The organism is Vibrio sp. 1249-1, assembly GCF_033340495.1.
This window is the reverse complement of sequence record NZ_JAWOWJ010000026.1, coordinates 1-21,282: the sequence shown is the minus strand read 5'-3', so window position 1 is coordinate 21,282 and position 21,282 is coordinate 1. Positions and strand designations below refer to the sequence as shown.

The window sequence follows — 21,282 nt, the reverse complement described above, 5'->3', positions numbered from 1 at the left end:
GTGCTTTATTTTCCGAATTCTGAGACGACCCCTCATTGGTTTGGTGGTTGCCGTCCATTCAGTGACAACGACGTTGTAGTGGCATGGTATCGACACACGGTATTTAGCATCTTTCTACAAAAAGCAGAAAACGGGTCACCTTACTATGAGTTGGCTTTGCAATTGGGCATAACGATTGAAGCGTTAATTGGGAAAGAGGTTAGCCCGGAGTTATACGTAGAGGTCATTCAAGACAGATCTCTTTTAGAGAAAATGATTACCCCGGACACACCGGCAACCGTTATCGAGATGGCGAACCGTTTCTTAAATATGGACAGCAAGTACTACAGCATAGTTCTTACTGCACCTATGGCCGTCTTATCTGAACACCTCCGTAGTTGCGCGACATCTTAGGCGTGCGAGCATTTCATAGAGTTTAATTATCAAGGACTACGTATGTCATACGTTACTTTACCGGTAATATCCCTTGATAACCTGTTTCGGTTATCGAGAGATGTTACATCGCTTCAATCTCTATTAGCCTTTCTATGTCATCAGGCAGCGAACCCAGGCACAGAAACTACGCCAGAACTTGCGTTTCAATACAAACCGTCTTTATCAGTATCAAGTGACATGTTCGCGCAAGCTCTTGGCTATGATAATCACGCACATGTACTCGAGCGCGCCAAAACTGTCGCTGGTACACATTATCCAGATTTTATGGACCAACAATTTGAGTCGCGGTTGCTGCATCTAGTTTTGGCCGAAATGAGTCAGCACTTTAAAGAAATGCCGCGCATCAAATTAGAGTTCGAAATGGTAGGGCAGATGGTGAATAGTTTTTGTCAGATCTTATCAAATAAAGAATCTCGTTCGCTTGAAGTCGTAGTCGGAGGTTCATGCACTGGAAAGACCCTTTACTTAGTTCAATGGCTGGTGGCATACGCCGAGGCAAACAATAAAGAGCCTCAAATTCCAGTTATAGTATTCGGGTTACCTTCTCTATTTGAGAATTTGGTGAAGCAGCGGCCCGATCTCTTTACTGGAGAGCGCGTTACTCACATCAAAGTCGATTTGGATTGCAACAACATGCCATCTTCGCCTACTGGTACACCAATCACGTTCATTGAAGTGGATTGGATGTCGAGCAATGAATTTGATGATGAAAGACTGTATTCACTCGCGTCTGTATTGGCTGAATCACCGAACCCGATGTGGACTGTTTTCGATGAAACAATGCAATTCACACCCGTCGTGGTGGCCTTTAAAGATTCTATTCACAATATATTGGCAACGGAGCAGGTAGGGTTCAGCAACGATGGACAAACTCTTTTCTCACCAACCCAGTTTACGTGGCGCTTGATCGACCCCAAATCCCTTATTCGATTTTTGAAAGCGATCGGCAGCTTCAAGGACGGGCAGGCAGACGCAATGGCAGAACGCTTGATGCCAAAACATCCATCAGGTGTCTCTGCGCGTATGGCACATACACTTGTTAAAAACAGTGGTCTTTTGACGCTACCTTATCAATTGAATGAGAGAATTTTTTATGTTTAAAGTTCTCGGCGTCATGGATTTGATGATGAACTTAGGGTTAGCCATTTTCATAGGCATCCGGGCAGAAGCACTATCCGCATCGCTTGTATTTCTAATGTGTTATGGGGTTTTGACCTATCTCTTTCACCAAGGGGAAGAGAATTATAAAGGAAGTCATTTTTACCTTGCTATGTGGGGCATGAAAGAAGGTATCACGGCAATGGTAGCAGCCTTATTAAGCAAGGTGGCTTATGCCGCATACAGCGCTCTGGCTAGCAGTGTAAGGAGTGGCAAAGAAATAACATTTCTGGATGCAGACAGGCTTCATAACGCATCACAAAATGGCTTTAGCGATTGGCTGTCGGGGATCTACCACCAGCTAGTTGTTTTTAGTGAAAGTTTTGGTTTAACAGATGTCGACCATGTTGTTTATGCATACCTTGCTATTAAAGGTTGTTGGATCTTTATCAAAGCATGTGACTACGCAGCCCATTCCCAAGTCATGGCTAGAATGAAAGCCGTATGAAAAATAAGAGCCTTCGGGCTCTTTTTTCTTGGACTGCAGACTCAATGCGTCCAACCAAATGAACTATAAAGTATTCGGAGAATATAACTGTGTCTGTACGTACTGACATGCCCGACTGGGCAAATGACATGTTGATTTGCAAAGGGCTTGGTTTCGAAGTGCAAGGGCTCAGCGAATGTTTATGGCAGGAGTTCTGCGCTCAGTTTGGGCTTATTGAATGTAAGTTGTCGGTACGAAAGGACTACTTTGCCCATTACATAAAACAGCAAATCAGAAGTGGCGCAATAACCAACAAAATTTCCAAGCTTAAGGCCCAGCAGAAAGCATCGATGGAACCAAATCGGAACTATCACTATGCAGCTCCGCGGCCAAGGAAATCAATGCTCCAAGAGTTTGAAGAAAAATACGCCGAATATCTCAGGGACGAATGATAGGAACGTGTGGAATTGTTATCGATGATAGTGCATTAAAACACATTGGTCTGAATCTGAAATTCAGTACCCCATACTAACGCAAGTGAGAGAGCAGCAACTGTAAGGTTCGTCTTGATGTGATTAGGATTCATAAGCTTTGCCTCGTTTTTAGTAGTTGTCTGTTTTGTGTTTTTCTCTTCGTTTGTGTTTCGAGTTAGTGGCAGGCTTGCTTTTAAACAAGCGTCGATCTTCAAGTGTTCGGTGATGTTATACGTCGCACAGATGCTGCCTTCGATTGCTCTTTCAGACCAATGGGCTCTAATTTAATGATTATACCACCTTTTTGCTGTGTATAAACATAGACCATAAAACAATATGCGTAGGAACGGCATACTGCTATTCTTAATTAAACCTGCACTGTTTTAGGTCAAGAATTAACGAACATGACTACTAGAGGCCCGGGTGAAAGCTAAATTTAAGCTACTCGCAATATTCTCTGTATCCTTACTATCGATGCTATCTATGGCGTCATTCTTTTCGTATGAGATTCAGAAAATAGAGCAAGAAGAGTTCGCCACCGATGTTTTAGGTAATGCCGAACTTGTCACGTCACAGTTGGTGACTGTTCTCACCACGGCTAATTCGATCGAAGGTTTCACCTGCAATAAAGACAACATCAATAAGCTTCGTGAACTTGTCATGACGAATTCGGAAATCTTCGATGCTGGATTTATGAAAGACGACACCGTGTACTGCACTGCGAACTGGGGAGAAATAAAACCGACTAAACTGAGGTACCAGGATTCGGGTGAGCAGAATGGTTACCAGTTTTATTCAAACGAGGAAAATTTGTATCGGATTTCGGAGCACTACAATTTAACCGCGAAAGGTAATTTCTTCGCAGTAAACATCACCACTTCTTATTCAAGAGTACTTAAAAAGCTACCACAGTTTCAGTTTCAAATTTACTCCAAAACTGTTGACAACATATTTGACGAGTACGCCCCAGCGAAGAAATCTAATTCCTATTTTGCCTTAACACTTTCAACGGATGCTTGCAGTAAGGTATATGGGTTTTGCGTTAGAACGATCAATGATAGGGCTGGCCTCCCATATTACAGCATCCGATCGAACACCATTGTCTTCATCGTCATCCTGACAATCAGTTATCTCATAACTCACCTTTTACAACTGATCATTTCCAACCGGCAAACTATTGAAGCACGTTTCAGAACGGCTCTAAGTGAAGAATCGCTTTTCATGGAGTATCAACCCATAGTCAGAATCGGGAATGGTCGTGTCGAGGCGGTAGAATCGCTTGTAAGGTGGACTGACGACGTATACGGGCGAGTATCACCAGAGTTGTTCATTAGTATTGCTGAGAAACTGTCGCTGTACCCGGAACTGGCACACTTTACGGCCAAGCGAGCAATTTCAGATATGGCGTCAGTGTTACGCAATGACCCTCAGTTTTCCTGTGCCATCAACATTTGTAGTTATGAAATTCGTGAGCATGCCTTTCTGGAGTACTTAGTTGCCCTTGTACGCTCACATGACATTAACCCAAGTCAGATAAAAATTGAGATCACTGAAAGCATAGATGTTGAGCTGATAGAAATCGCTGAGTTCTCTGCGCGAGCTCAAGCGCTAGGGTTTATGGTGGTGTTGGATGATTTTGGAACTGGTGTGTCGAACCTTGTTTGGCTAACAGAGGTTAACTTCGACTACATCAAGATAGACCGCGTATTTGTGAACGCTTTGAACTTCGACATTAAAAAGGGGATGGCAAGTGCTATCATGGACCTTGTTGCCAGCCTTGGCAAAGAGGTCGTTTTTGAAGGTGTGGAAACCAAGCGTGAATACGACATGATCACCGAGCACTGTAAACAAGGGTATGTGCAAGGCTGGTATTTCTACCGTTCTTTACCGCTAACTGAATTGCTTACTGTTTTAAATAATAAAAAGTCTTCCTGATGTTGGGTGTTTTCCGCCCGGTTTTTCCCCAGAAATAAACGCAAACTAGGACTGGATTAAGCTAAGCACGACTTAGTATAAGTAAAAATTACTTTGTGCTAGTTTACTAAGCAACTGCTCACAATAAAAAAGCCCTTGTTGTGACGGAACGGATTTAGCCCAGTGGAACATTGCTTCAATATATCACTATAGGTAAACCAATGATTTTACCCACTCACAAGAAAGCTCGATTAAGTGCAACTTCATTAAGTAAGTCGCTAAAAATAGATGACAAAGAAGCTCGTAGTATGTTGGCAGAGCTTTTCAATTTCAAATCTTGGGATGCGCTTATCAACTCCTTACCGATTCAAGAGCCGCAAGTCACACCAACGGTATTGAACTCGACTCACCAATTTATGGCTGAAAAGCTTTCGGACATTCTACAGGTTGACCAATACGAGGCGATTTTAGCGTTGGTGAAGTCAATCTCACCATTTTCGAACAAGCCAAAAGCGTATCGCGTTGACTTGGACGCAATTAGAGATAGAGATGATGATGCCATCGACTTTAGCGAACTTCGAGAGATGGTCGGTTTAATGGGCGAGGGGACTGCTGATGAAAACATGATGGCTTCTTTAAAACAATTGCTATCTATGTCAGACGACCCAGCACTTAAAGAGTTACAAGAACATTTGGAAGGCACCACTTTTGATGATTTCCAAAACCGGATGCGAATCTCTCACCCGATAGATCCTTGGACCTATGTTAACCTTTTAGATGGCTTCCTTGGATGGAATTTAAAGGAATACACAGAAGATGACATCCCCGACCAGGTAGAATTTGGCGAGCCGTGCTTTTATTGGCTTGATGAAAATGATGAAGAACATCCTGTGTTTGCAAATTCTATTGTAGTCTCACCGGGCGATTCGAAAGACGAAATGTTCTTATCAGTTCTGGACGCGATTTCAGATAGCTATGATGAATATTTTGAAAAGCCGATATTATTACTTGGGAATCCTATCTTTAAAACGTTTAACGGCATCCGCTTTAGCGTAATTGGGGTTTGGAATTCAGGCAATTCATGGCGTTGGCTGTTTTTATCGAAACTCAAACCGTGGGAGCAATTACAGGCTTATCCTGAAAGTACCATCGATGGACTTGAAAACAGCTTAGATACTCCACCACCGCCAGAGTCATTAGCTGAGTTCACAGTAGAAGACCGGTTTCCTGCATCCTTGGTATACCACAGCATTTTAAAGCCAACTCAGGAACCGGAATTTGGAGAAGATGGCGGCAGGTTTGTAATAGAAGAACGGTATGAGATGAAAGGCGTTACTGGCTGGAGTTCATATGTATAAAAAAAGGAGCCTCATGGCTCCCTTTTTTGTGATGTATTTCTATAGCTCAGTACCGTAAAAGTTCGGTCTATTCGACTGGCAATAAACCACGATGCAACCGTTGTACAGAAGAGTGTGCCCGAGCATAGCGCAACTATCGGCATGGTGACATCCGGGTGTAATGGCGCATTAAACACGTTAATGCTTAGGTACATGATGATGCCCATAGGTAGCAGGCCAAACGCTACGCTTAGTAACAGCTCTTTAAGGAAGCCGAATCGGTCATTTTTAAAGGGTGAAATCAGTACCAATAGGTGTATCACCATCATCTGGCTTAGATGGCCACCAATAATTGTACTCTTGAGTGCTAACTCGGCCGCGACTAACAACGCCATGTAGCACGATACAAAAACGAAGTAGGCTTTAAAGAATGTACTTGGCTTTGATAGGCCGCGACTGTCTAACTGCATACTTGCCTCATTTCTCATTGGATTGGTTTTGGATGGCTGATACCAGGCGAAGTACCAGGTCTATATCGACCTTGATTTCTGTATACCCCTCATTCTTATCGAATTCTGCCTGAGCCTTAAGCTCACTGATTGCTGCTTTAAATTCGACTGGGTTTTCCAGTTCATACGGCTTGGACACGTTGTAAGATTCAGTAGGGCTAATGGGGTCCAGTTTGGTAAATGTCTGGAACTCAAAGGCATTGGCGGCGGGTATATCAATCATCCACCCGCAATCAATGAGCTGGTACCGTTCAGGATTCGTATTGTGCTTGATGAAGCCTAAATATCTTGGGTACTGGAACAACTCGATGCCATGTCCTTTAATAGCCAGAGCACCACTTTCGTCAAAACTGACTGTATAGCCGTTTTCGAGCATTAGTGTACCGGTTTCCTGTACCGTCTGGTGACGGATCTCTTTATTAGTAATGCTTGGCATATCGCCCCCTTAGCTTGGCTTCACAACGGCCGTGATAATGGTTGTCCCAATTTCAAATACCATCGTTGAAAACCCCTGATCATAGGTTTGAGCGACTTTATCTGCATCAGGAATGGATTCGAACATGTGCGCCCGTTCAGGCACGGTAATGTGACCACCGTCTTTAGCGAGGAATTTGCCATTGCCATCGCAAACGACAAAACCCAAGAACTTGGTGATAGTAGGAAGATCGTTTTCGATAATGATGTCTATGGGGTCTACCAATCCATCTTCATAAGCCACATCCGCAGTTGCAAACGTTTGTGGACACTCAAGAATCACGTAGCTGCCACCTTTTCGGCGTTTGATAGTAGCGCGCTCCCCGGAACCTTCAATTTGTCGAATAAGCTCGTTTGCTTTGTCTTTATCTAACGGATGCAGATCATCAACAGAGAGACTTGGCTGGTGGACGAGTATTCCCCATTCAGCTTCATAGATGGTGCTGGTGGTATCTAGTCTGCCTGACATCTGATTCAGTTTCAGACTTTTGCTTTTCGCCAGTTTCTTCTTCTTCGCCTTTCTCTTTGCATCTTTTGTCATTGCCATAAACAATCTCCTGTAATTATTGCTCACATTATACGCTATTTGTTGAATGTGTAGTATTATTGCATTTGATTCAATATCCGCTATATCCGTTAAATGGAGTAAACATGGAGAAAAGTATCGAGTTTTTACCGGTTGGTGAGAAAGTTATTTGGTACGGCCGCAAGCAAGGCTCTTGCACCCACGATAGCCTTTTTATTGAGGGTGACGTTTATGTGAACACTGGGTGCCACCCGAACGGTGATATTGAGCTGCAGCTTAGTGACGACAAACCAGAAATTAGTATTCGCGCTACCACCGGTGAATATGGGCTTCTGAGTGAGTATGAAGAACAACGAGAACAATCAATTGCAGAGTATGGAGTGATGTTGAAATGACCAAATTCATAACCGTTGTGTATGCCATCAATGACCCCAAGGCATTTAAAGAGCAACAAGACCAAATTGCAAAACTACATAACGCTTATGACCCTAATAACCCACCAGCTTGGGGCATTAGTGCAGTATCGCATTCAGATGAAATCCGTCGTTTAGAAATCATTGAAGAAATTTCGGACCAAACATCTGATGAATCTGATTCATTTCAAATCGTTTTTGACATCCGCGATGCGTTGGCAGCAGATCAGTTGCCAGCAAAAGGTAGTTGGTTTGATCGAGATTCAATCGGAAATAAATAATTGCCCAATTAAATCAGCATTTTCTTTTTCATAATTACACTAGTTATTCCCAACGGGTCATTTCATTGATGGCCCAACATTCTAAGTGTAGAGAGACATATTAATGATTAGAGTAACGGTCAGTGATGAAGCCTGCATACAGCTTCAATCCGAAACGAATCCTACAGAGATTTCGACAGGTTATGTGCATTTCAAACGTAGCCACAAGTTAGATTTAACGGAAGCATACAATGAGTTCATCTATCTTTGGGTAGATGTAAATAAATTCGATGAATTATGGAAGACTTCGGCACCAGACCGTTACATACCCGCTGACCTTAACGACTTACTCAATTTCAATATTTTGGGTGAGATGTATCACCGAGAGCAGCAACTGATCAAGTCAGAAAATAAGGTATTTAAGTTGTTGGAGATATACCAGCAGATCAATGCCATTGAAATTGATACGCCAGTGCTAAAGACAAGAGCCATTGACTTCGAAGAGGGTCGACACCGGTTTTGGTTGTGTAGACACCTTGGATTGACCCATTTTCTTGCCGCTGTTAATGGCTATCAGTATCGCCAGCTTGTAAGCGCTGGAGTAGCTGGGCAGCACAGTAGATCCCGGGTTGCGTTTGACAGAAACCATAACCCTCTGTTTCAAACAAAGCGAACGTGAATGGACATAATGACTAAGCTTACGGATTTAACCAATACAGCGTTTGATGACTGCTTATATTCCCTTAAGCCACTAAAGAGTATTAAATCTCAGTTAAAGAGCCGGCTACATTCATTCTCTCTGGCCGAAATTACAGAGTTGCTTTCTGCCTTCCTGTTTGCAGAGGCACAAACGGCAAAATCACCGGGTTGTGTGCCAGAAAATGCAAGCCGGCCATTTTCTGATCTCACTATCGATGACCGTGCGAGTTATGCTTATGTGATAAAGGTTCTGGCTGAGGCCGAATTACAACATCGCATTGACCATCGAACAGTCACCGAGTGGTTTTCATTGTACAGCGCAAATGAGCTGGTGGCTGACATAAAAACCGTTTTCCCGGATTCCCTGATCCTTACTCATTGGCATGACATCGATAGGCTTGAACGCGACTTCTGCGTAAATATCCATAGCAATAGTCCAATAGCTGTCTTTCCTACGGCATTTTCATCATCGACAGGCTTACTGACCGCCGGCAGTTTTTTCATTATCCAAGACCATCTAACTGACGATGATGACCTCTCGGCGGCGACTTATCATGTCAGTTTAAACGTCAGTGATAAACCGCAGTATTTCACCTGCGATACTCTCTATGACAAACAGTTTCTTCAAGCACTCTTAATGAGTGGCTTTGATACCCAAGTACATCTCGACAAGTTGACCGCTGACGCGCTCCCATTTGATCAAGGTCGTGAGGCTTATTTAAAACGCATTCATCCCGACGATAACCCGTACTCGATATGTGATTGGCGCCATAGTGAATGGAATGAAGGTTGGGACTTTTCCGAGGAAGGCGATAGCGATAGCGCTTTCGACTATGCAAGCAACAAATTCATTAAATAATAAAAGGACAAACACATGCTTAAGAACGTCGCGGCGCTTGCGTCAGTGATCAGTTTTTCCCTGATGATGTCAGGCTGTGCAGAAACACCCAATGAGTATATTGAACTCAAAGGTAAATACGCTGATGACTACGAACTCGATGCAGAAGACTTTTCAGAACCAACACGCTTTCTTTACCCGCTAAAGTGGATTGAACCAAAACGCACGACTAACAACCTTGATGTGTTTTACTACGATGTAGACCAGAACAAACTTAAGATCGCAGGGCAGGCCGCGACATTAGCCATTGGTGCGATTGGCCACGTTAACCCGCTCGATATTGGTCTGAGTCTTTTAACGCAACAAGGAGCTAAAACCACTTATCACTCTGTTCTTGGCGATCAGTACCTTTATACGGTAGTAAAGGTCGACAAATCGAAGGATTTAGATGCCCAGGCACAAGTTGTGAACAAGATGGCCATCGATACGGTTGCATCCGTTTATGGTGATTCTGCCAAGACCGAGTACGTCCCGACAGGCACTAACTTCTACTTGGTTGAAGGCACTAAGGTCTACGACCCTAATTATGTCTTCTGTAAGCAAGGGGTAGAGTCTCTTTGTCGAACATTTACAAGCAGAATACCAATGTTGACCAGAGACAACGATGGATACATTCCGATAGCACCAACTGGTGACTATATGACGGCAGTGACACTTTTGCCGATAGGATTCCCGATCGACAAACTGAAATTCATTGGTAACCCTTCGGTTGAGCAGTACCTATACGTGCCGGCTATTAAGCTCAATGAAAACCGCGACTTGTGGAAGCAAGAGAACCTGGCCTACTTCAAAGAATGGTACCAAGAAGAGAGAGTGTCGGTTAACCCATACCTTAAGCGTTTAAGTGATGGAAAAGTGATGTACTTCAACCCGAAAATTACCGCGCTGCAGAAAGACGATTACTCACTCTATCGAGTGTTTAATTTAGGTGAGTCGGAGGATGCACAGTAATGAAAGATTTACTTGTTTCCGTACCGGGCATGGTGGTCAATGAGGACTATTCGGATGATTTAGCTCATGCTGCACGCGTCTGCCATCAGCTTCACGTGAACCTTGGCCACATGAAATGGGATGTGGAATGCATCACTGACATGGCACCAGATGCTCTCTGTAGCGGCCTGATTGCTGACCAAATTAAAAAGCTTGAGGATTTACTTGCTTTCTCCGGTGAACGGTTTGTGTCGCTACTACAGAGAGAATCGAAACTTGAGTTAACCTTTCAAGATGAATACCCGTTCATAAAAAGCTATCCAGAATGGATCGATGGTTTATTCCCTTACATCAGAAAGAAGGAAGTCGACGAGCAGATCATCGCAGCTGGTGGCCACATGGTTTTCAATAGTCTTGAGGGAATGAGCAAATTTCCTAATGTGTGTGTTCCGCAGGAAGTTACAGATAACTTCATTGTTGTTTGGTATCCCATCGCCGCGCAGTTCGATCAACCAGGTTATATCTGGAAAACTTCCGAGAAGAAGTGGCAGACATACAGCTTAGAGCTATAAAAGTTAACGGCATTTTGCCTTTATTTTAATACAATGATTTATATTCGTTTTGTGATAGCTAGAGAGGCAGTTCATGGAATTCTATTGGATAACACTACTTGTCGTATTTGCCTTTGTTTTGGGATCGGTGAGCACCTTCATTTTTTACATTGCTAAGAAGGACAGATCCCACAACAAAGTAAGCGTACCGCCGTTTGATGACAGCAAGCCATACTATGTTGCTATTGACCATCAAGGGGACATCTACGGCTTTAGACGCTTTTATCCGGTGTCCGATTTTACTAAGTCAACAATACTGCAGGAATGGGCAGATGAAGCGGCGATCGTTGAAGCAATGTCATTCTCTGAACTGCAAGATAGATTGGGCGCTGGCAAAGTTACTGAAAACAGCTTGGCGCATCAATTGGCAGCGTTAAAGGAGGATATAAAAACGTTAGAGATCAATGGCGAACATCAAGCTGTGTATGATTTGTTTGTGGAAAGAACCAGAGAATTGATTGGCCACAAAGCAAAGCTTCCCGAAGGGTTTAATGGTCGAAGCTGTGAAGAGATAAAGGCTGACTTGTATCGTTGAAATGTTTTCACTGTTGATTTAGATTTATAACTCGAACTGCAAAACGCGCCACTCAGTTCCCTTACGGGAGTTGAGTGGCGTTTTTTCTTCCCGTAGGGCGACATACCTATAGGAAGAAACTATGTTTACCACTTTCATTGAAAATCTCAACGACAAAACACAACGCTATGAAGTTGAGGTAGTGTGCAAAAATTCATCATTAATTTTCTCTTTGGCTGATTCTACTCAGTATGCTTTTGTAACCAACCTAAATCTTCTATCTGGGTTAGGTGTAACCCGATATGGACAAGGTGCGTCAAATACTGTCTATGCTTTTTCAATATCTAACACACTGAAATTCCGTGTAGAATTGCGTGTTTATTGACATCGTATTTAATGACTATTCACCCATAACCATAAGAGAAATCATGAGTGTTGAAAAGATAACAGTTGGCGGTTTAGTTTCCTTTGTATTAGTTGTTGGCCTATCCACCATTTTTGTAGGTAGCCCCCCCAAAGTATCCACGTCTTTAGATTGTAATTCTGAGGATGGTTTAACCAATGCAGCGATCGTTGATATTGAATCCAACTTAAAGACGTACCAAACTTATGCGAGTCTATCGAACGGTATCTACGATAGTCGTCCAGACCATTACGCAGCCGTGCTAAATAAGTTTTGTAGCGATTCTGGTGTTTCGTGTGAGGTAGAAGAGAAATCAAGTGGTTTACGCTCTCTAACAGCGATTGATGAATCTGATCCTGATAACCAGAAAATCACCATAGTATTCCGTGGTACGGGCGATGACACAGACAGTGGTATTGCTGCTAATGATGTCTCGACAGATATTGCTCAGCATCTAGGCAGGATGCCACCGATGTATGTTGATGCAATCGACTTAGTTCAAGATGTCAAAGCACAATATCCACACGCAAAGATCACAACTACTGGTCATTCTCTTGGTGGTGCTTTAGCTAATGTTTCAGCGCTAAAAAACAACACAGATGCGGTTCTATTTAGCCCTGCAACTCTAAATGTATATAACTATGTTGATGCTTCTATCCAATCCGGTTATTCGAGTAAAATGATAACTATCGTCAATGAAAATGATAGAGTTTCTGGAGCAAAGTTATTGTCATCACCAACAACATATCAGGGTGCTGTGTTCGTTTTGCCGGGGCGAGCATTGTGCTTTGGGAGATGTAACCACAAGATTTCTGAACTACAGTCAAGACTTGAGGAAATAAGAAAAGACATGAACCCAAGTCGAAAACTATGTGAAATTTATAAAGGGATGTCGAGCCTTAAAATCAATTGATTGCATCCGTTAAGAGAAAGGGAGCTTCGGCTTCCTTTTTTATTTTTACGATTTCATCCAGCACTTGTTGATACCTGAATAATTTTTAATCTATCTAAAAACACTTCAAATTATCTTTTGAAAAAGCTTCTATTTCTAAGTTGCGCGTTGTAATAGCTACGGTAATCTTAACTACATAAATTGAACGCGACAGACTAAATATTTAAAGGAAACACGTATATGACTAAGCAACTTGTTCTAGCAGCAGTAATCGCAACAACTTCATTAGCATCTGGTTCTGTACTAGCTATGAAAAATGAATCTACAGTAAGCGAGTACAAACCAAGTATCAGCAATTTCATTTCTCCATACATTTCATCTGTTGGTATGGGTAATGGTCTTGATGGTAATGGTCTAGGTATTCGTCTTGGCTATAAACTGTCTGATAATTGGGGTGTGGTTGGTGATGCTTCTTTCTATGATGTTGACGGTAATTTAACTGAAAACGGGAAAAAACTAGAGACAGATTATGATGGCTGGATGGCAAGTATTGGTCCAAGTTACTACATCAACGAACGTTTAAGCGTATTTGCTACGATCGGTATCGCTCAACTAACTGGTGCGAACTATACATACGGCGACCCGTACACGGTAAAAATGTTCAATCCTGAGATACATCAACTAGTTGATGTCACTACACGCGACAAAGAAAATTTGAACACCACAGCTAACAAAAACGTTGTAGTTGGTTTGGGTATTAATTATGCGCTTGGTGACTACTATGTAATCAATGCGGCTTATAAACGATTTTCAACTGATATTACTATGTCTAGTGGCAATAACACGCAAGCTGTGGACGTATTTGAAGTCGGATTTGGCTTCCGCTTCTAAATCAATCGCATAAATAAGCAGGGTAGTCCCTGCTTATTTATTGTGTCTCTATACTCGGCACCGTTCAATCAAGTCTACCAACTGAGAGAATTTTCTGTTCTTTCCAAAACCTTTAAAAGCTATCATCTCAGGTGCAGCCTGACGTCCATTTCCGTTCCGACTGATACTTCTTCTTACATCCGTCCTGTAGATACTGAATCCCCTTGCTTTATATAATTTTGCCAGCTCTAGGTTAAGGCTGTTGCAAGCTATCATCGGCATACTGTGGTCTGCTAGCCAGTCAGCCACTTGTATTTGATGTTTGAATGTGAATCCTTTACCTGAATAGTTTGCAAATGTTCCAGCATAAGGTGGATCTGCCAGTAAAAAATCCACACCATTTAGGTTCAGATCTTGGAAACTACCATTTGTAAACCTCCAATTTTTAGTAACCTCTTGGAACTGGGTAAAACCAGATGGTGTCGCAAGTTCATCATATTTACCATAGGGAACGTTGAAGCCTCCTTTTTGATTGAACCTCATTAGCCCGTTAAAGCAATGATAGCTCAGGTACCACATTGCCCCTGCCGCAAACTCTGAATCTGCTTGATTACTGACAATTAGCTGATTGAATCGCTCACGAACGCCTAAATAGAATGCTTTATCGAGATGCCAATCATCTTTATTGGGGACGAACCCTTTTTGTGCATGCTGGTAAAGATTAATGAGCGGAGAAATGAGGTCGTTAGCAAGGACTCGTTCAAACTCATTGTTAAGGGAAAATGATAGGCCGCCACAGAATGGCTCTGCAACAAATCGTGGCTCCAACTCAGAAATCAATTTTTTTGAACGAGTCGCAAGCCATGATTTGCCGCCAGGATATTTTAGTATGCTTTTCATTTACGCTCCCATTTGATAGGGAGGTAGTATAAAACAAAATGTATCTGTACTTAACCTGTTTGGAGTTTGAAAATGCTCGAGTTTTTAATGTGGTGCACAAACCGAGAAAGGTTTAGAAGTGAGTTTGGGATAAAATATCCTGCGCTGCTTGCTCGATGACACTCAATGTTTTTTTATCGACCAATAACCTTGTTGCGGCAACAAATGCAGCCGTTAATGCTGGTGGCCGGCTATGCATTTCACGGTTGATAAGCACTGTATTTCTCTTAATCTCAGCTAGTCGCCTAACTACCAACTCTCTTTCATCAGCTAGAAATGCCAGCTTATCTTTCATTCTTCTTATCGCAGCCTGACGACTTTCGCCTTTGAGAACCACTTCACCTGGTTCGCTCGATAATCTTGATAACCGACTTGAAACCGACCTTTTTGTTGAGTCAATTTCATTCAGCAGAGAAAGCAATTTCTCTTTGTCATAGCCAGCCAAACAGAATTCGCTTTCAAACTGGGGATTTAACTTCTTACGCATTGAAATTTTTGCCACTGAGAAACATGATTTTCAGCGTAAGGATAACACATAGAGAGTTATCAAAAGATAACGATTATCACTTTAAACTAAAAAATCTGACCTTGTAGTATTTATATGGTTGCGGAAAATTAAAAACCACATAAATTAGTTTTCGACAGCGCAAGAATGAAAAATAAAAGCTAAACGCTTTTTATTGATTCGAGTGTAAGCAGGTGGTATTTTTATACCAAATAACCGTATGTGACGGATTTTACAGTCTTATGCATACCTATTCTGGAGAAATGTTTTGGATCTTAATGTAGTAACAAAAGCACTTCTTGAATCTGACGAAGGATTCAATGTAACTCAATCGGATGAAAGCCTGATCATCACAAACGATGTAGGTATTAATGCAGTACTCGTAGTTCAGGGGTCACAGATCATCGTTGAATCCTTGCTGTTCCAAGCAGACGCAGTAGCTGACCAAGCTGCGCTGGACGATTACATCTTAAAAACACATAAGTTAGTCCCACTTACAGCAGTCGGTAAATCAGAAGTAGAAGGCCAGTTTTATTACTCCGCTTTCGGCGCTCTATCTTCTGAGTCAAAAGTTGAAAGTGTTGTTCTTGAGGTCGAAGAGCTTTTCCGCAATGTTGCAGAACTGCTTGAAGGCTACTCTGAATTTCTCATTAAGTAAGGACTCCATATGTCACTAAGTAAATTGTTCCGCATCTTCACTGGTAATGTAAACAAGGCAGCTGAGAGCGTGATTGATGCTAACGCAATCACCATTCTTGAGCAGGAGCAGCGTGAATCGAAAGAAGCTGTTCGCAAAGCAGAAGATTCACTAGTAACTATCGTTGCTAAACGCAAATTATCTGAGGGCAAAGTAACTGGTTTTGATAAAGCGATTTCTGAGTACACAGATAAAGCTATTAAAGCGAATGAAGCTGGCCATGAAGATTTAGCGCTGGAATGTGCACAGAAAGTTGCAGACTTGAATGAAGAAAAAGCACTTGAAGAAGCGCAACTTAAGGCATTCAAAGAAGCAGAAGAAAAGCACAAGTCAAATATCGCGGTAGCTCGCAAAAATATTACAAGCATCGATCGTCAGATTGACCTTGTTAAAGCTACTGACAGCGTTCAAAAGGCACAAGCTGCAACTCAAGCTAGTGTTGTAGGTGCTTCATCTAAAACAAGTACGGCACTGGATTCGTTAAACCGAATTAAAGCTAAGCAGGCCGAGCAGTCAGCAAAACTAGAAGCCCAACAAGAGCTAAGTGATGCTGAAACTACTACAGATCTAGATCAGAAGCTTAAAGCTGCAGGTATTGGTGGCGGTACAACTGCCAAAGACCAGTTGGCAGCGATCCTAAACAAGAGCAAATCAGCCGAATAATTCAGGCGCGAAACTCTATAACACGAGCCCGCTTTCATGCGGGTTCATTTTTTCAGAATAAGGGACTTTTATGTTGAAAAAAGTTTGTTTAGCGCTGAGAGCTGTTTTTGGCAAGAAAAAGCCAGTTGAACAACCAAAACCCGTAACTCCAGAAATTTGCGGCTTTCGTCTTGGTGGCGCGTTTGAAATTGACAGCCTGATGTTACGACTTGCTGAACCGAAGTTGACCATCGAAGGTGCTGCAACATCGCAAATCATTGAAGCGGTCGGTGTAATCGATATGGGTGCTGGTACTCGCATAGTTCGGTACTACACAGATGATGAAGGGTATATCCAAGTGCTAATCAATGGCGATGATGACTCCGGTATTATGGAAATCAGCCTTTGGTATTTCTATGACTCTCGACCAATTGACGGGCAACAAGCGTGGGACAACCTACTTAACAATGAAATTGTTAAAGATGAATACGACTTGGAAGGTACTACGTTTGCCCCGTATTGGGAGAACGAAAAACCCGTTTGTCTGACAGAGAAAGTTTACAACAAAAATGGATTTGTCAAAGAACTGGACTCTTTCAACATGCTCTATTCACGCAATTTGCAAGACGACAAAACAGAAGACCTTCTATTACCACACGATAAAACAGAAGAACTTCTTGTCGCATGTGAAGAACGAATCGCAAATAACACCCCGGACCGATTACTTTCTCGTGTTACAGGGATTCAACTAAATATTTCTGACTTTAAAGTGGTGGCATAAATGATCGAACTAGCAAACGAAAGTGCAGCGGCAACAGCATTTATGAATGGGATTACTTCATTCATCGGTTACTTCGCATTGTCCTTGGTATTCTTGATTGGATTCAAATTCATTTACATGGCCATGACACCATACAACGAATGGAAGCTGATTAAAGAAGATAAAAACGTATCTGCTGCGATCGCGCTCGGCGGCGCAATTGTTGGTTATGCAATCGCTATCTCAAGCGCAGCTTCTCACTCTGTGGGGATTACTGATTATGCACTATGGGGCGCTGTAGCTCTAGTCGCCCAGGTTGCCGGTTTTGTGGGAGTTAGAGCCATTATGATGCCGAAGATCGTGCAAAGAATTGAAGAAAATGAAACTCCTGCAGCCGTGCTATTGGCTTCTGTTTCTATCGCTGTTGGCCTTCTTAACGCCGCTTGTCTGACATACTAGTCGAGGTAGCTATGACTGAATTAAAACGTCGAATGCGTAGCCGCATTAAACTAGAAGGTAAACGCAAAACATTTCGTCACTTTGCATTAGCGCCGCTGGCACTGGCAACACTTGCTGGTTGTCAACCAGACAGCCCACTTCGCATTAAGGTGTATGAAGACGTTGATGCTTGTAAAGCTGATGGTAAAGCAGAGCTTGGTACTCAATGCGATGCAGCATACAAAATTGCGCAACGTGAAGCCGACAGAACTACTGAGAAGTTCCGTAAACAGGCCGAATGTGAACTTGAGTATGGTGTCTGTGAAGCGATGCCAGCTGGATTAGGCTATCGTCCTAAGCTTGACGCATTTATGGTTGCGCCAGTTAAGCCCGAGCATTACGACAACTACGACATCTCTCGACAATATGGTGATTTGTTTGTGCAGCCATTGTTTACGTCGACATCTTCATACTCGGATAAATACGGAAAATTGTTCTTTGCAGATGGAATGAAAGTTGGTGATGCAAACAACATAAGCCATTTGAATTTCACTATGACCGACAGGTATCTGCACCCGTTACCAACAGTTCGGTTACGCAACGAGGATGACGGTTTTTACACTGGTAACTCTGGCGGTAACAATAAATCAAACTATGGCTCCAGTATCGGTCAGGGGATTGGTCAAGGAACGGGAAGTAGCGTAGCAAACACAATTGCGAATGCATATATCGCTGGCCGCGTAATTGATGCTCTTGATGACTCAAGCGAACGACGTCACAAAGAGCGCATGTATAACGCAGCCCGAGACGCTGAAAAGAAACAGCAAGCAATGAGTGGCGCAGGTTACAAGACAAGTTCGAGTTCAACTACTTCCAGTGGATTTAAGTCTGACTACAAAGCAAAACCAGTAGTGAAGACTTCCTCTCGTGGTGGTTGGGGTTCTTCTGTCAGCTCTCGTAGTAGCTGGGGTGGATAAACAACTCTCTTACATCATCCAAGCCGGTGGTTCATCACCGGCTTTTTAGTAACTGAGTAAGTGCTCTTGCCGATTATTTAAGGGGTGAGATGCTACTAGAACATTTACTTAGGCACTAACAAAGACATAGAGGTCTAAATGCTACAGATACCTACACAACCACGTCATGATTGGAAGAAGACAGCGCAAGAGTTCAATTTCGGCTTCCATACTTTCGACGACGAGCCATATTGGACAGAGGACCGCTACTTCCAATTCACTCTAACTCAGATAGAACGCGACATCGAGCAACCGACAGAAGAAATTCATCAAATGAGCTTGAATGCGATCGCCAAGGTTATTGAAAGCGATGAACTGATGGCAAAGTTTCAAATACCTGAATCTATGTGGGGCTTGGTTCGTGAATCTTGGAAACGCCGTGACCCGAGTTTATATAGTCGTATCGATTTGGCATATGACGGGAAGAACCCGGCAAAGCTCCTAGAACTAAACAGTGACACGCCGACAAGTCTCTACGAACTGGCATTTTTCTCTTGGCTGTGGCTTGAAGAAAAGGTTAATCGCGGCGAATTGCCACAAAATGCCGACCAGTTCAACCTGTTGGAAGATTTGCTTGTAAGACGTTTTATCGAGTTAAAGCCAACACTGGCATTTAATACGATGCACTTCGCATGCTGTAAGGACACCATCGAAGATCGCGGTACGGTACAATATCTTCAAGACTGTGCCAAAGAAGCCGGCATCCACAGTGAATTTGTGTATGTAGAAGATATTGGCATTTCGGAAGATGGAAAATACTTTACGGATGCCAATAGCAAACCGATCGATACGCTTTTTAAACTATATCCTTGGGAGTACATGTTACGCGAGGAATATAGCCAGCATCTAGAAACAGCAGAGATCAATTGGATGGAACCATTGTGGAAGTGCATCAGTTCCAATAAAGCAATTTTGCCACTGTTATGGGAGATGTACCCAGGCCACCCGAATTTGCTTGAAGCTTATTTTGAAAATGACCCACGAGTAGCGAGTATGGACCATTACGTCGTGAAGCCAATTTTTTCACGTGAGGGTGCGAACATCTCGATCGTAAAAGATGGCGAAGTGGTTGAATTTGTAGATGGCCCTTATGGTAGCGAAGGGAAAATTGTACAGGCTTACACACCATTGCCAACATTTGGCGAAAACCATGTACTGATCGGAAGTTGGTTAGTGAATGGTACTGCGGCAGGAATTGGAATTCGAGAAGATGAAGGGAAAATAACCAAAGATTCTAGCCGATTTATCCCGCATATCATTTTAGGGTGATATGTAATGGGGTTCTAGGGATTTTCCCCTCTAAAGTAACATAGAACGCTACAGGTATTATATTATATGGTCTGTGGCGGTGGGTTACCTTCCAATATTCTGCCATCTTATATAAACACCATCAATCATATTGGCGTTTATTCATCATGGCAATTAGTAATGAACTCTCGATTCTGACTCAGGCAGAACAACGAGACTTGTATTCAGCACCTCAGTTTTCTATTGAGGAACAACGTTTGTATTTTTCGCTAAACGATGTAGAACAGGCCGAATGCCGTACTATCAGGCTTACTAAACATCGTTGTTATTTCGTGGCGCTTCTGGGCTATTTTAAATCTAAGCCAGTGATCATTGCTCCGAGTTTCCGTGATATCAGTATCGACATGCAGTTTATTGCCTCCCAAATTCAAAGAGGTAAAGGGATCAGGCCTTTCAGTGTCAGTAAAATGCAGCGTGACCGTATTTACTCAAGGATACTGCGTCTACTAAATTACAATAAGTGGAATGAAAAACAGCACCTCAATGCTCTGTGCCACCACCTGGTTTACATTGGTCATGCCTGGCTGGAGCCTCGACACCTCTTTGATGCGGCCATTGAATACCTTGCCAGCCATAACATTGCCATTCCTAAGTACTCCGTGCTTCAAAGACTGATAAGCCGCACAATGCAACAGGTCAGAAAAGACCTGACGCTCCAACTGAATCAACTTACCAGTAATGAACTTAACGTCTTTCTGGACAACATAATCACTACTAAAGACGACGGGCTGAGTCTGAGCCATCTCAGGGGTGGTGCCAAAAGTCTGACCGTGCCTGAGCTTAAAAAAGAGCTCGCCATTTACCACCGGTTAGCACCATGGCACACGCAAATAAATGACGTTGTGGACAGGCTCAATCTGTCGCTAAAAAATCGACAACACTTCAGCGGCCTTATTGATTACTACGGCAGTAAAGTGCGGCGCTTCAAACGCTCACAGCAGCACCTGTGGTTACTGTGTCATCTGACAGAGCGCATGCAACTTGCACTGGAGCGCCTGACGGATGGGTTTGTTTACCATATCCGAAAACAACAGGAAGCCGCCAACGCCTTTGCACAACAAGCAGTGTTCCTGTCCTGGCAGTCAGCTGCGGACAATGTCACGAAAGCGGCAGAGCTACTTCACCTGTTTGTTGACGAGAATATTGATGACAATCAGCCCTTCTCAGTAGTCAGACAACAGGCATTGAAGGTCATGAATGACAGGGATATCCAGACCCTCTGCCTTTACCTGAA

28 protein-coding genes are annotated in these 21,282 nt (G+C 42.9%); 23 read left to right on the top strand and 5 right to left on the bottom strand.

All coding sequences use genetic code 11. The annotated features are described in order from the left end of the window. The 6 genes from R7Z50_RS23330 to R7Z50_RS23305 all read left to right on the top strand — a co-directional run bounded on the left by R7Z50_RS23330 (position 1) and on the right by R7Z50_RS23305 (position 5,765). On the top strand, positions 1 to 393 hold the full coding sequence (locus R7Z50_RS23330) for a hypothetical protein (protein ID WP_053410656.1): 393 nt from the start codon (positions 1 to 3) through the stop codon (positions 391 to 393). A 42-nt stretch (positions 394 to 435) separates the two neighbouring features. Next, positions 436 to 1,536, top strand: a complete 1,101-nt coding sequence (locus tag R7Z50_RS23325; protein ID WP_079324558.1) for a hypothetical protein — start codon at positions 436 to 438, stop codon at positions 1,534 to 1,536. Then, the gene (locus R7Z50_RS23320) at positions 1,529 to 2,041 is read left to right on the top strand and encodes a hypothetical protein (protein WP_079324556.1); all 513 of its coding nucleotides are present in this window, start codon (positions 1,529 to 1,531) and stop codon (positions 2,039 to 2,041) included. The genes R7Z50_RS23325 and R7Z50_RS23320 overlap by 8 nt, the downstream gene beginning before the upstream one ends. A gap of 89 nt (positions 2,042 to 2,130) precedes the next feature. Further along, entirely contained in the window at positions 2,131 to 2,472 is a 342-nt protein-coding gene (locus R7Z50_RS23315; protein ID WP_139374599.1) for a hypothetical protein, read from the top strand. Positions 2,473 to 2,916: 444 nt separating this feature from the next. Beyond that, complete coding sequence (locus R7Z50_RS23310) at positions 2,917 to 4,428, top strand: EAL domain-containing protein (RefSeq protein ID WP_079324550.1); 1,512 nt, start codon at positions 2,917 to 2,919, stop codon at positions 4,426 to 4,428. 200 nt (positions 4,429 to 4,628) lie between these two features. Further along, positions 4,629 to 5,765 (top strand): hypothetical protein, encoded by a 1,137-nt coding sequence (locus R7Z50_RS23305; protein WP_079324548.1) that lies wholly within the window; start codon positions 4,629 to 4,631, stop codon positions 5,763 to 5,765. A gap of 11 nt (positions 5,766 to 5,776) precedes the next feature. Here R7Z50_RS23305 and R7Z50_RS23300 read toward each other — a convergent pair whose 3' ends face one another. Genes R7Z50_RS23300 through R7Z50_RS23290 form a run of 3 tightly spaced genes read right to left on the bottom strand, consistent with a single transcriptional unit; the run spans position 5,777 to position 7,274 of the window. Further along, positions 5,777 to 6,214: a hypothetical protein gene (locus tag R7Z50_RS23300; RefSeq protein ID WP_079324546.1), complete on the bottom strand. Its 438-nt coding sequence runs from the start codon at positions 6,212 to 6,214 to the stop codon at positions 5,777 to 5,779. A gap of 7 nt (positions 6,215 to 6,221) precedes the next feature. After that, the gene (locus tag R7Z50_RS23295; RefSeq protein ID WP_079324544.1) at positions 6,222 to 6,689 is read right to left on the bottom strand and encodes a hypothetical protein; all 468 of its coding nucleotides are present in this window, start codon (positions 6,687 to 6,689) and stop codon (positions 6,222 to 6,224) included. A gap of 9 nt (positions 6,690 to 6,698) precedes the next feature. Next, positions 6,699 to 7,274, bottom strand: a complete 576-nt coding sequence (locus R7Z50_RS23290; protein WP_079324542.1) for a hypothetical protein — start codon at positions 7,272 to 7,274, stop codon at positions 6,699 to 6,701. A 104-nt stretch (positions 7,275 to 7,378) separates the two neighbouring features. Between R7Z50_RS23290 and R7Z50_RS23285 the strand changes: the two genes are divergently transcribed. The 10 genes from R7Z50_RS23285 (at position 7,379) to R7Z50_RS23240 (ending at position 13,764) form a co-directional block, all read left to right on the top strand. Further along, on the top strand, positions 7,379 to 7,648 hold the full coding sequence (locus tag R7Z50_RS23285; protein WP_079324540.1) for a hypothetical protein: 270 nt from the start codon (positions 7,379 to 7,381) through the stop codon (positions 7,646 to 7,648). Beyond that, on the top strand, positions 7,645 to 7,947 hold the full coding sequence (locus R7Z50_RS23280) for a hypothetical protein (protein ID WP_079324538.1): 303 nt from the start codon (positions 7,645 to 7,647) through the stop codon (positions 7,945 to 7,947). Before R7Z50_RS23285 ends, R7Z50_RS23280 begins: the two co-directional genes overlap by 4 nt. Before the next feature lie 103 nt (positions 7,948 to 8,050). Then, positions 8,051 to 8,605, top strand: a complete 555-nt coding sequence (locus R7Z50_RS23275; protein WP_079324536.1) for a hypothetical protein — start codon at positions 8,051 to 8,053, stop codon at positions 8,603 to 8,605. After that, positions 8,606 to 9,484 carry a hypothetical protein gene (locus tag R7Z50_RS23270; protein WP_079324534.1) on the top strand — a complete coding sequence of 293 codons (879 nt, stop codon included), beginning with the start codon at positions 8,606 to 8,608 and terminating at the stop codon, positions 9,482 to 9,484. Between the two features lie 15 nt (positions 9,485 to 9,499). Further along, complete coding sequence (locus tag R7Z50_RS23265; RefSeq protein WP_079324532.1) at positions 9,500 to 10,474, top strand: hypothetical protein; 975 nt, start codon at positions 9,500 to 9,502, stop codon at positions 10,472 to 10,474. Continuing rightward, positions 10,474 to 11,025 carry a hypothetical protein gene (locus R7Z50_RS23260; protein ID WP_079324530.1) on the top strand — a complete coding sequence of 184 codons (552 nt, stop codon included), beginning with the start codon at positions 10,474 to 10,476 and terminating at the stop codon, positions 11,023 to 11,025. The genes R7Z50_RS23265 and R7Z50_RS23260 overlap by 1 nt, the downstream gene beginning before the upstream one ends. Before the next feature lie 73 nt (positions 11,026 to 11,098). Next, complete coding sequence (locus R7Z50_RS23255; RefSeq protein WP_017190651.1) at positions 11,099 to 11,599, top strand: hypothetical protein; 501 nt, start codon at positions 11,099 to 11,101, stop codon at positions 11,597 to 11,599. Between the two features lie 121 nt (positions 11,600 to 11,720). After that, positions 11,721 to 11,963: a hypothetical protein gene (locus R7Z50_RS23250; RefSeq protein ID WP_079324528.1), complete on the top strand. Its 243-nt coding sequence runs from the start codon at positions 11,721 to 11,723 to the stop codon at positions 11,961 to 11,963. 43 nt (positions 11,964 to 12,006) lie between these two features. Continuing rightward, positions 12,007 to 12,894, top strand: a complete 888-nt coding sequence (locus tag R7Z50_RS23245; RefSeq protein WP_079324526.1) for a lipase family protein — start codon at positions 12,007 to 12,009, stop codon at positions 12,892 to 12,894. Positions 12,895 to 13,113: 219 nt separating this feature from the next. Beyond that, the gene (locus tag R7Z50_RS23240) at positions 13,114 to 13,764 is read left to right on the top strand and encodes an outer membrane protein (protein WP_079324524.1); all 651 of its coding nucleotides are present in this window, start codon (positions 13,114 to 13,116) and stop codon (positions 13,762 to 13,764) included. A 48-nt stretch (positions 13,765 to 13,812) separates the two neighbouring features. Here the strand turns inward: R7Z50_RS23240 and R7Z50_RS23235 are convergent, their stop codons facing one another. Continuing rightward, on the bottom strand, positions 13,813 to 14,643 hold the full coding sequence (locus R7Z50_RS23235) for a DNA adenine methylase (RefSeq protein WP_079324522.1): 831 nt from the start codon (positions 14,641 to 14,643) through the stop codon (positions 13,813 to 13,815). Positions 14,644 to 14,755: 112 nt separating this feature from the next. Next, positions 14,756 to 15,184 (bottom strand): hypothetical protein, encoded by a 429-nt coding sequence (locus tag R7Z50_RS23230; RefSeq protein ID WP_318129534.1) that lies wholly within the window; start codon positions 15,182 to 15,184, stop codon positions 14,756 to 14,758. Positions 15,185 to 15,455: 271 nt separating this feature from the next. Between R7Z50_RS23230 and R7Z50_RS23225 the strand changes: the two genes are divergently transcribed. The 7 genes from R7Z50_RS23225 to R7Z50_RS23195 all read left to right on the top strand — a co-directional run. Continuing rightward, positions 15,456 to 15,845 (top strand): DUF2170 family protein, encoded by a 390-nt coding sequence (locus R7Z50_RS23225; RefSeq protein WP_017190658.1) that lies wholly within the window; start codon positions 15,456 to 15,458, stop codon positions 15,843 to 15,845. A 9-nt stretch (positions 15,846 to 15,854) separates the two neighbouring features. After that, positions 15,855 to 16,547 carry a PspA/IM30 family protein gene (locus tag R7Z50_RS23220; RefSeq protein WP_017190659.1) on the top strand — a complete coding sequence of 231 codons (693 nt, stop codon included), beginning with the start codon at positions 15,855 to 15,857 and terminating at the stop codon, positions 16,545 to 16,547. Between the two features lie 70 nt (positions 16,548 to 16,617). Further along, positions 16,618 to 17,307: a YjfK family protein gene (locus R7Z50_RS23215; RefSeq protein ID WP_079324520.1), complete on the top strand. Its 690-nt coding sequence runs from the start codon at positions 16,618 to 16,620 to the stop codon at positions 17,305 to 17,307. After that, entirely contained in the window at positions 17,308 to 17,745 is a 438-nt protein-coding gene (locus R7Z50_RS23210; RefSeq protein WP_017190661.1) for a DUF350 domain-containing protein, read from the top strand. An 11-nt stretch (positions 17,746 to 17,756) separates the two neighbouring features. Further along, a complete protein-coding gene (locus R7Z50_RS23205; RefSeq protein ID WP_017190662.1) occupies positions 17,757 to 18,701 on the top strand; it encodes a DUF1190 domain-containing protein in 945 nt (314 codons plus the stop codon). A gap of 138 nt (positions 18,702 to 18,839) precedes the next feature. Continuing rightward, positions 18,840 to 20,009 carry a glutathionylspermidine synthase family protein gene (locus R7Z50_RS23200; protein ID WP_017190663.1) on the top strand — a complete coding sequence of 390 codons (1,170 nt, stop codon included), beginning with the start codon at positions 18,840 to 18,842 and terminating at the stop codon, positions 20,007 to 20,009. Between the two features lie 146 nt (positions 20,010 to 20,155). Beyond that, the coding region (locus R7Z50_RS23195) for a DUF4158 domain-containing protein (protein WP_206926118.1) at positions 20,156 to 21,282 on the top strand (1,127 nt) is incomplete at its 3' end.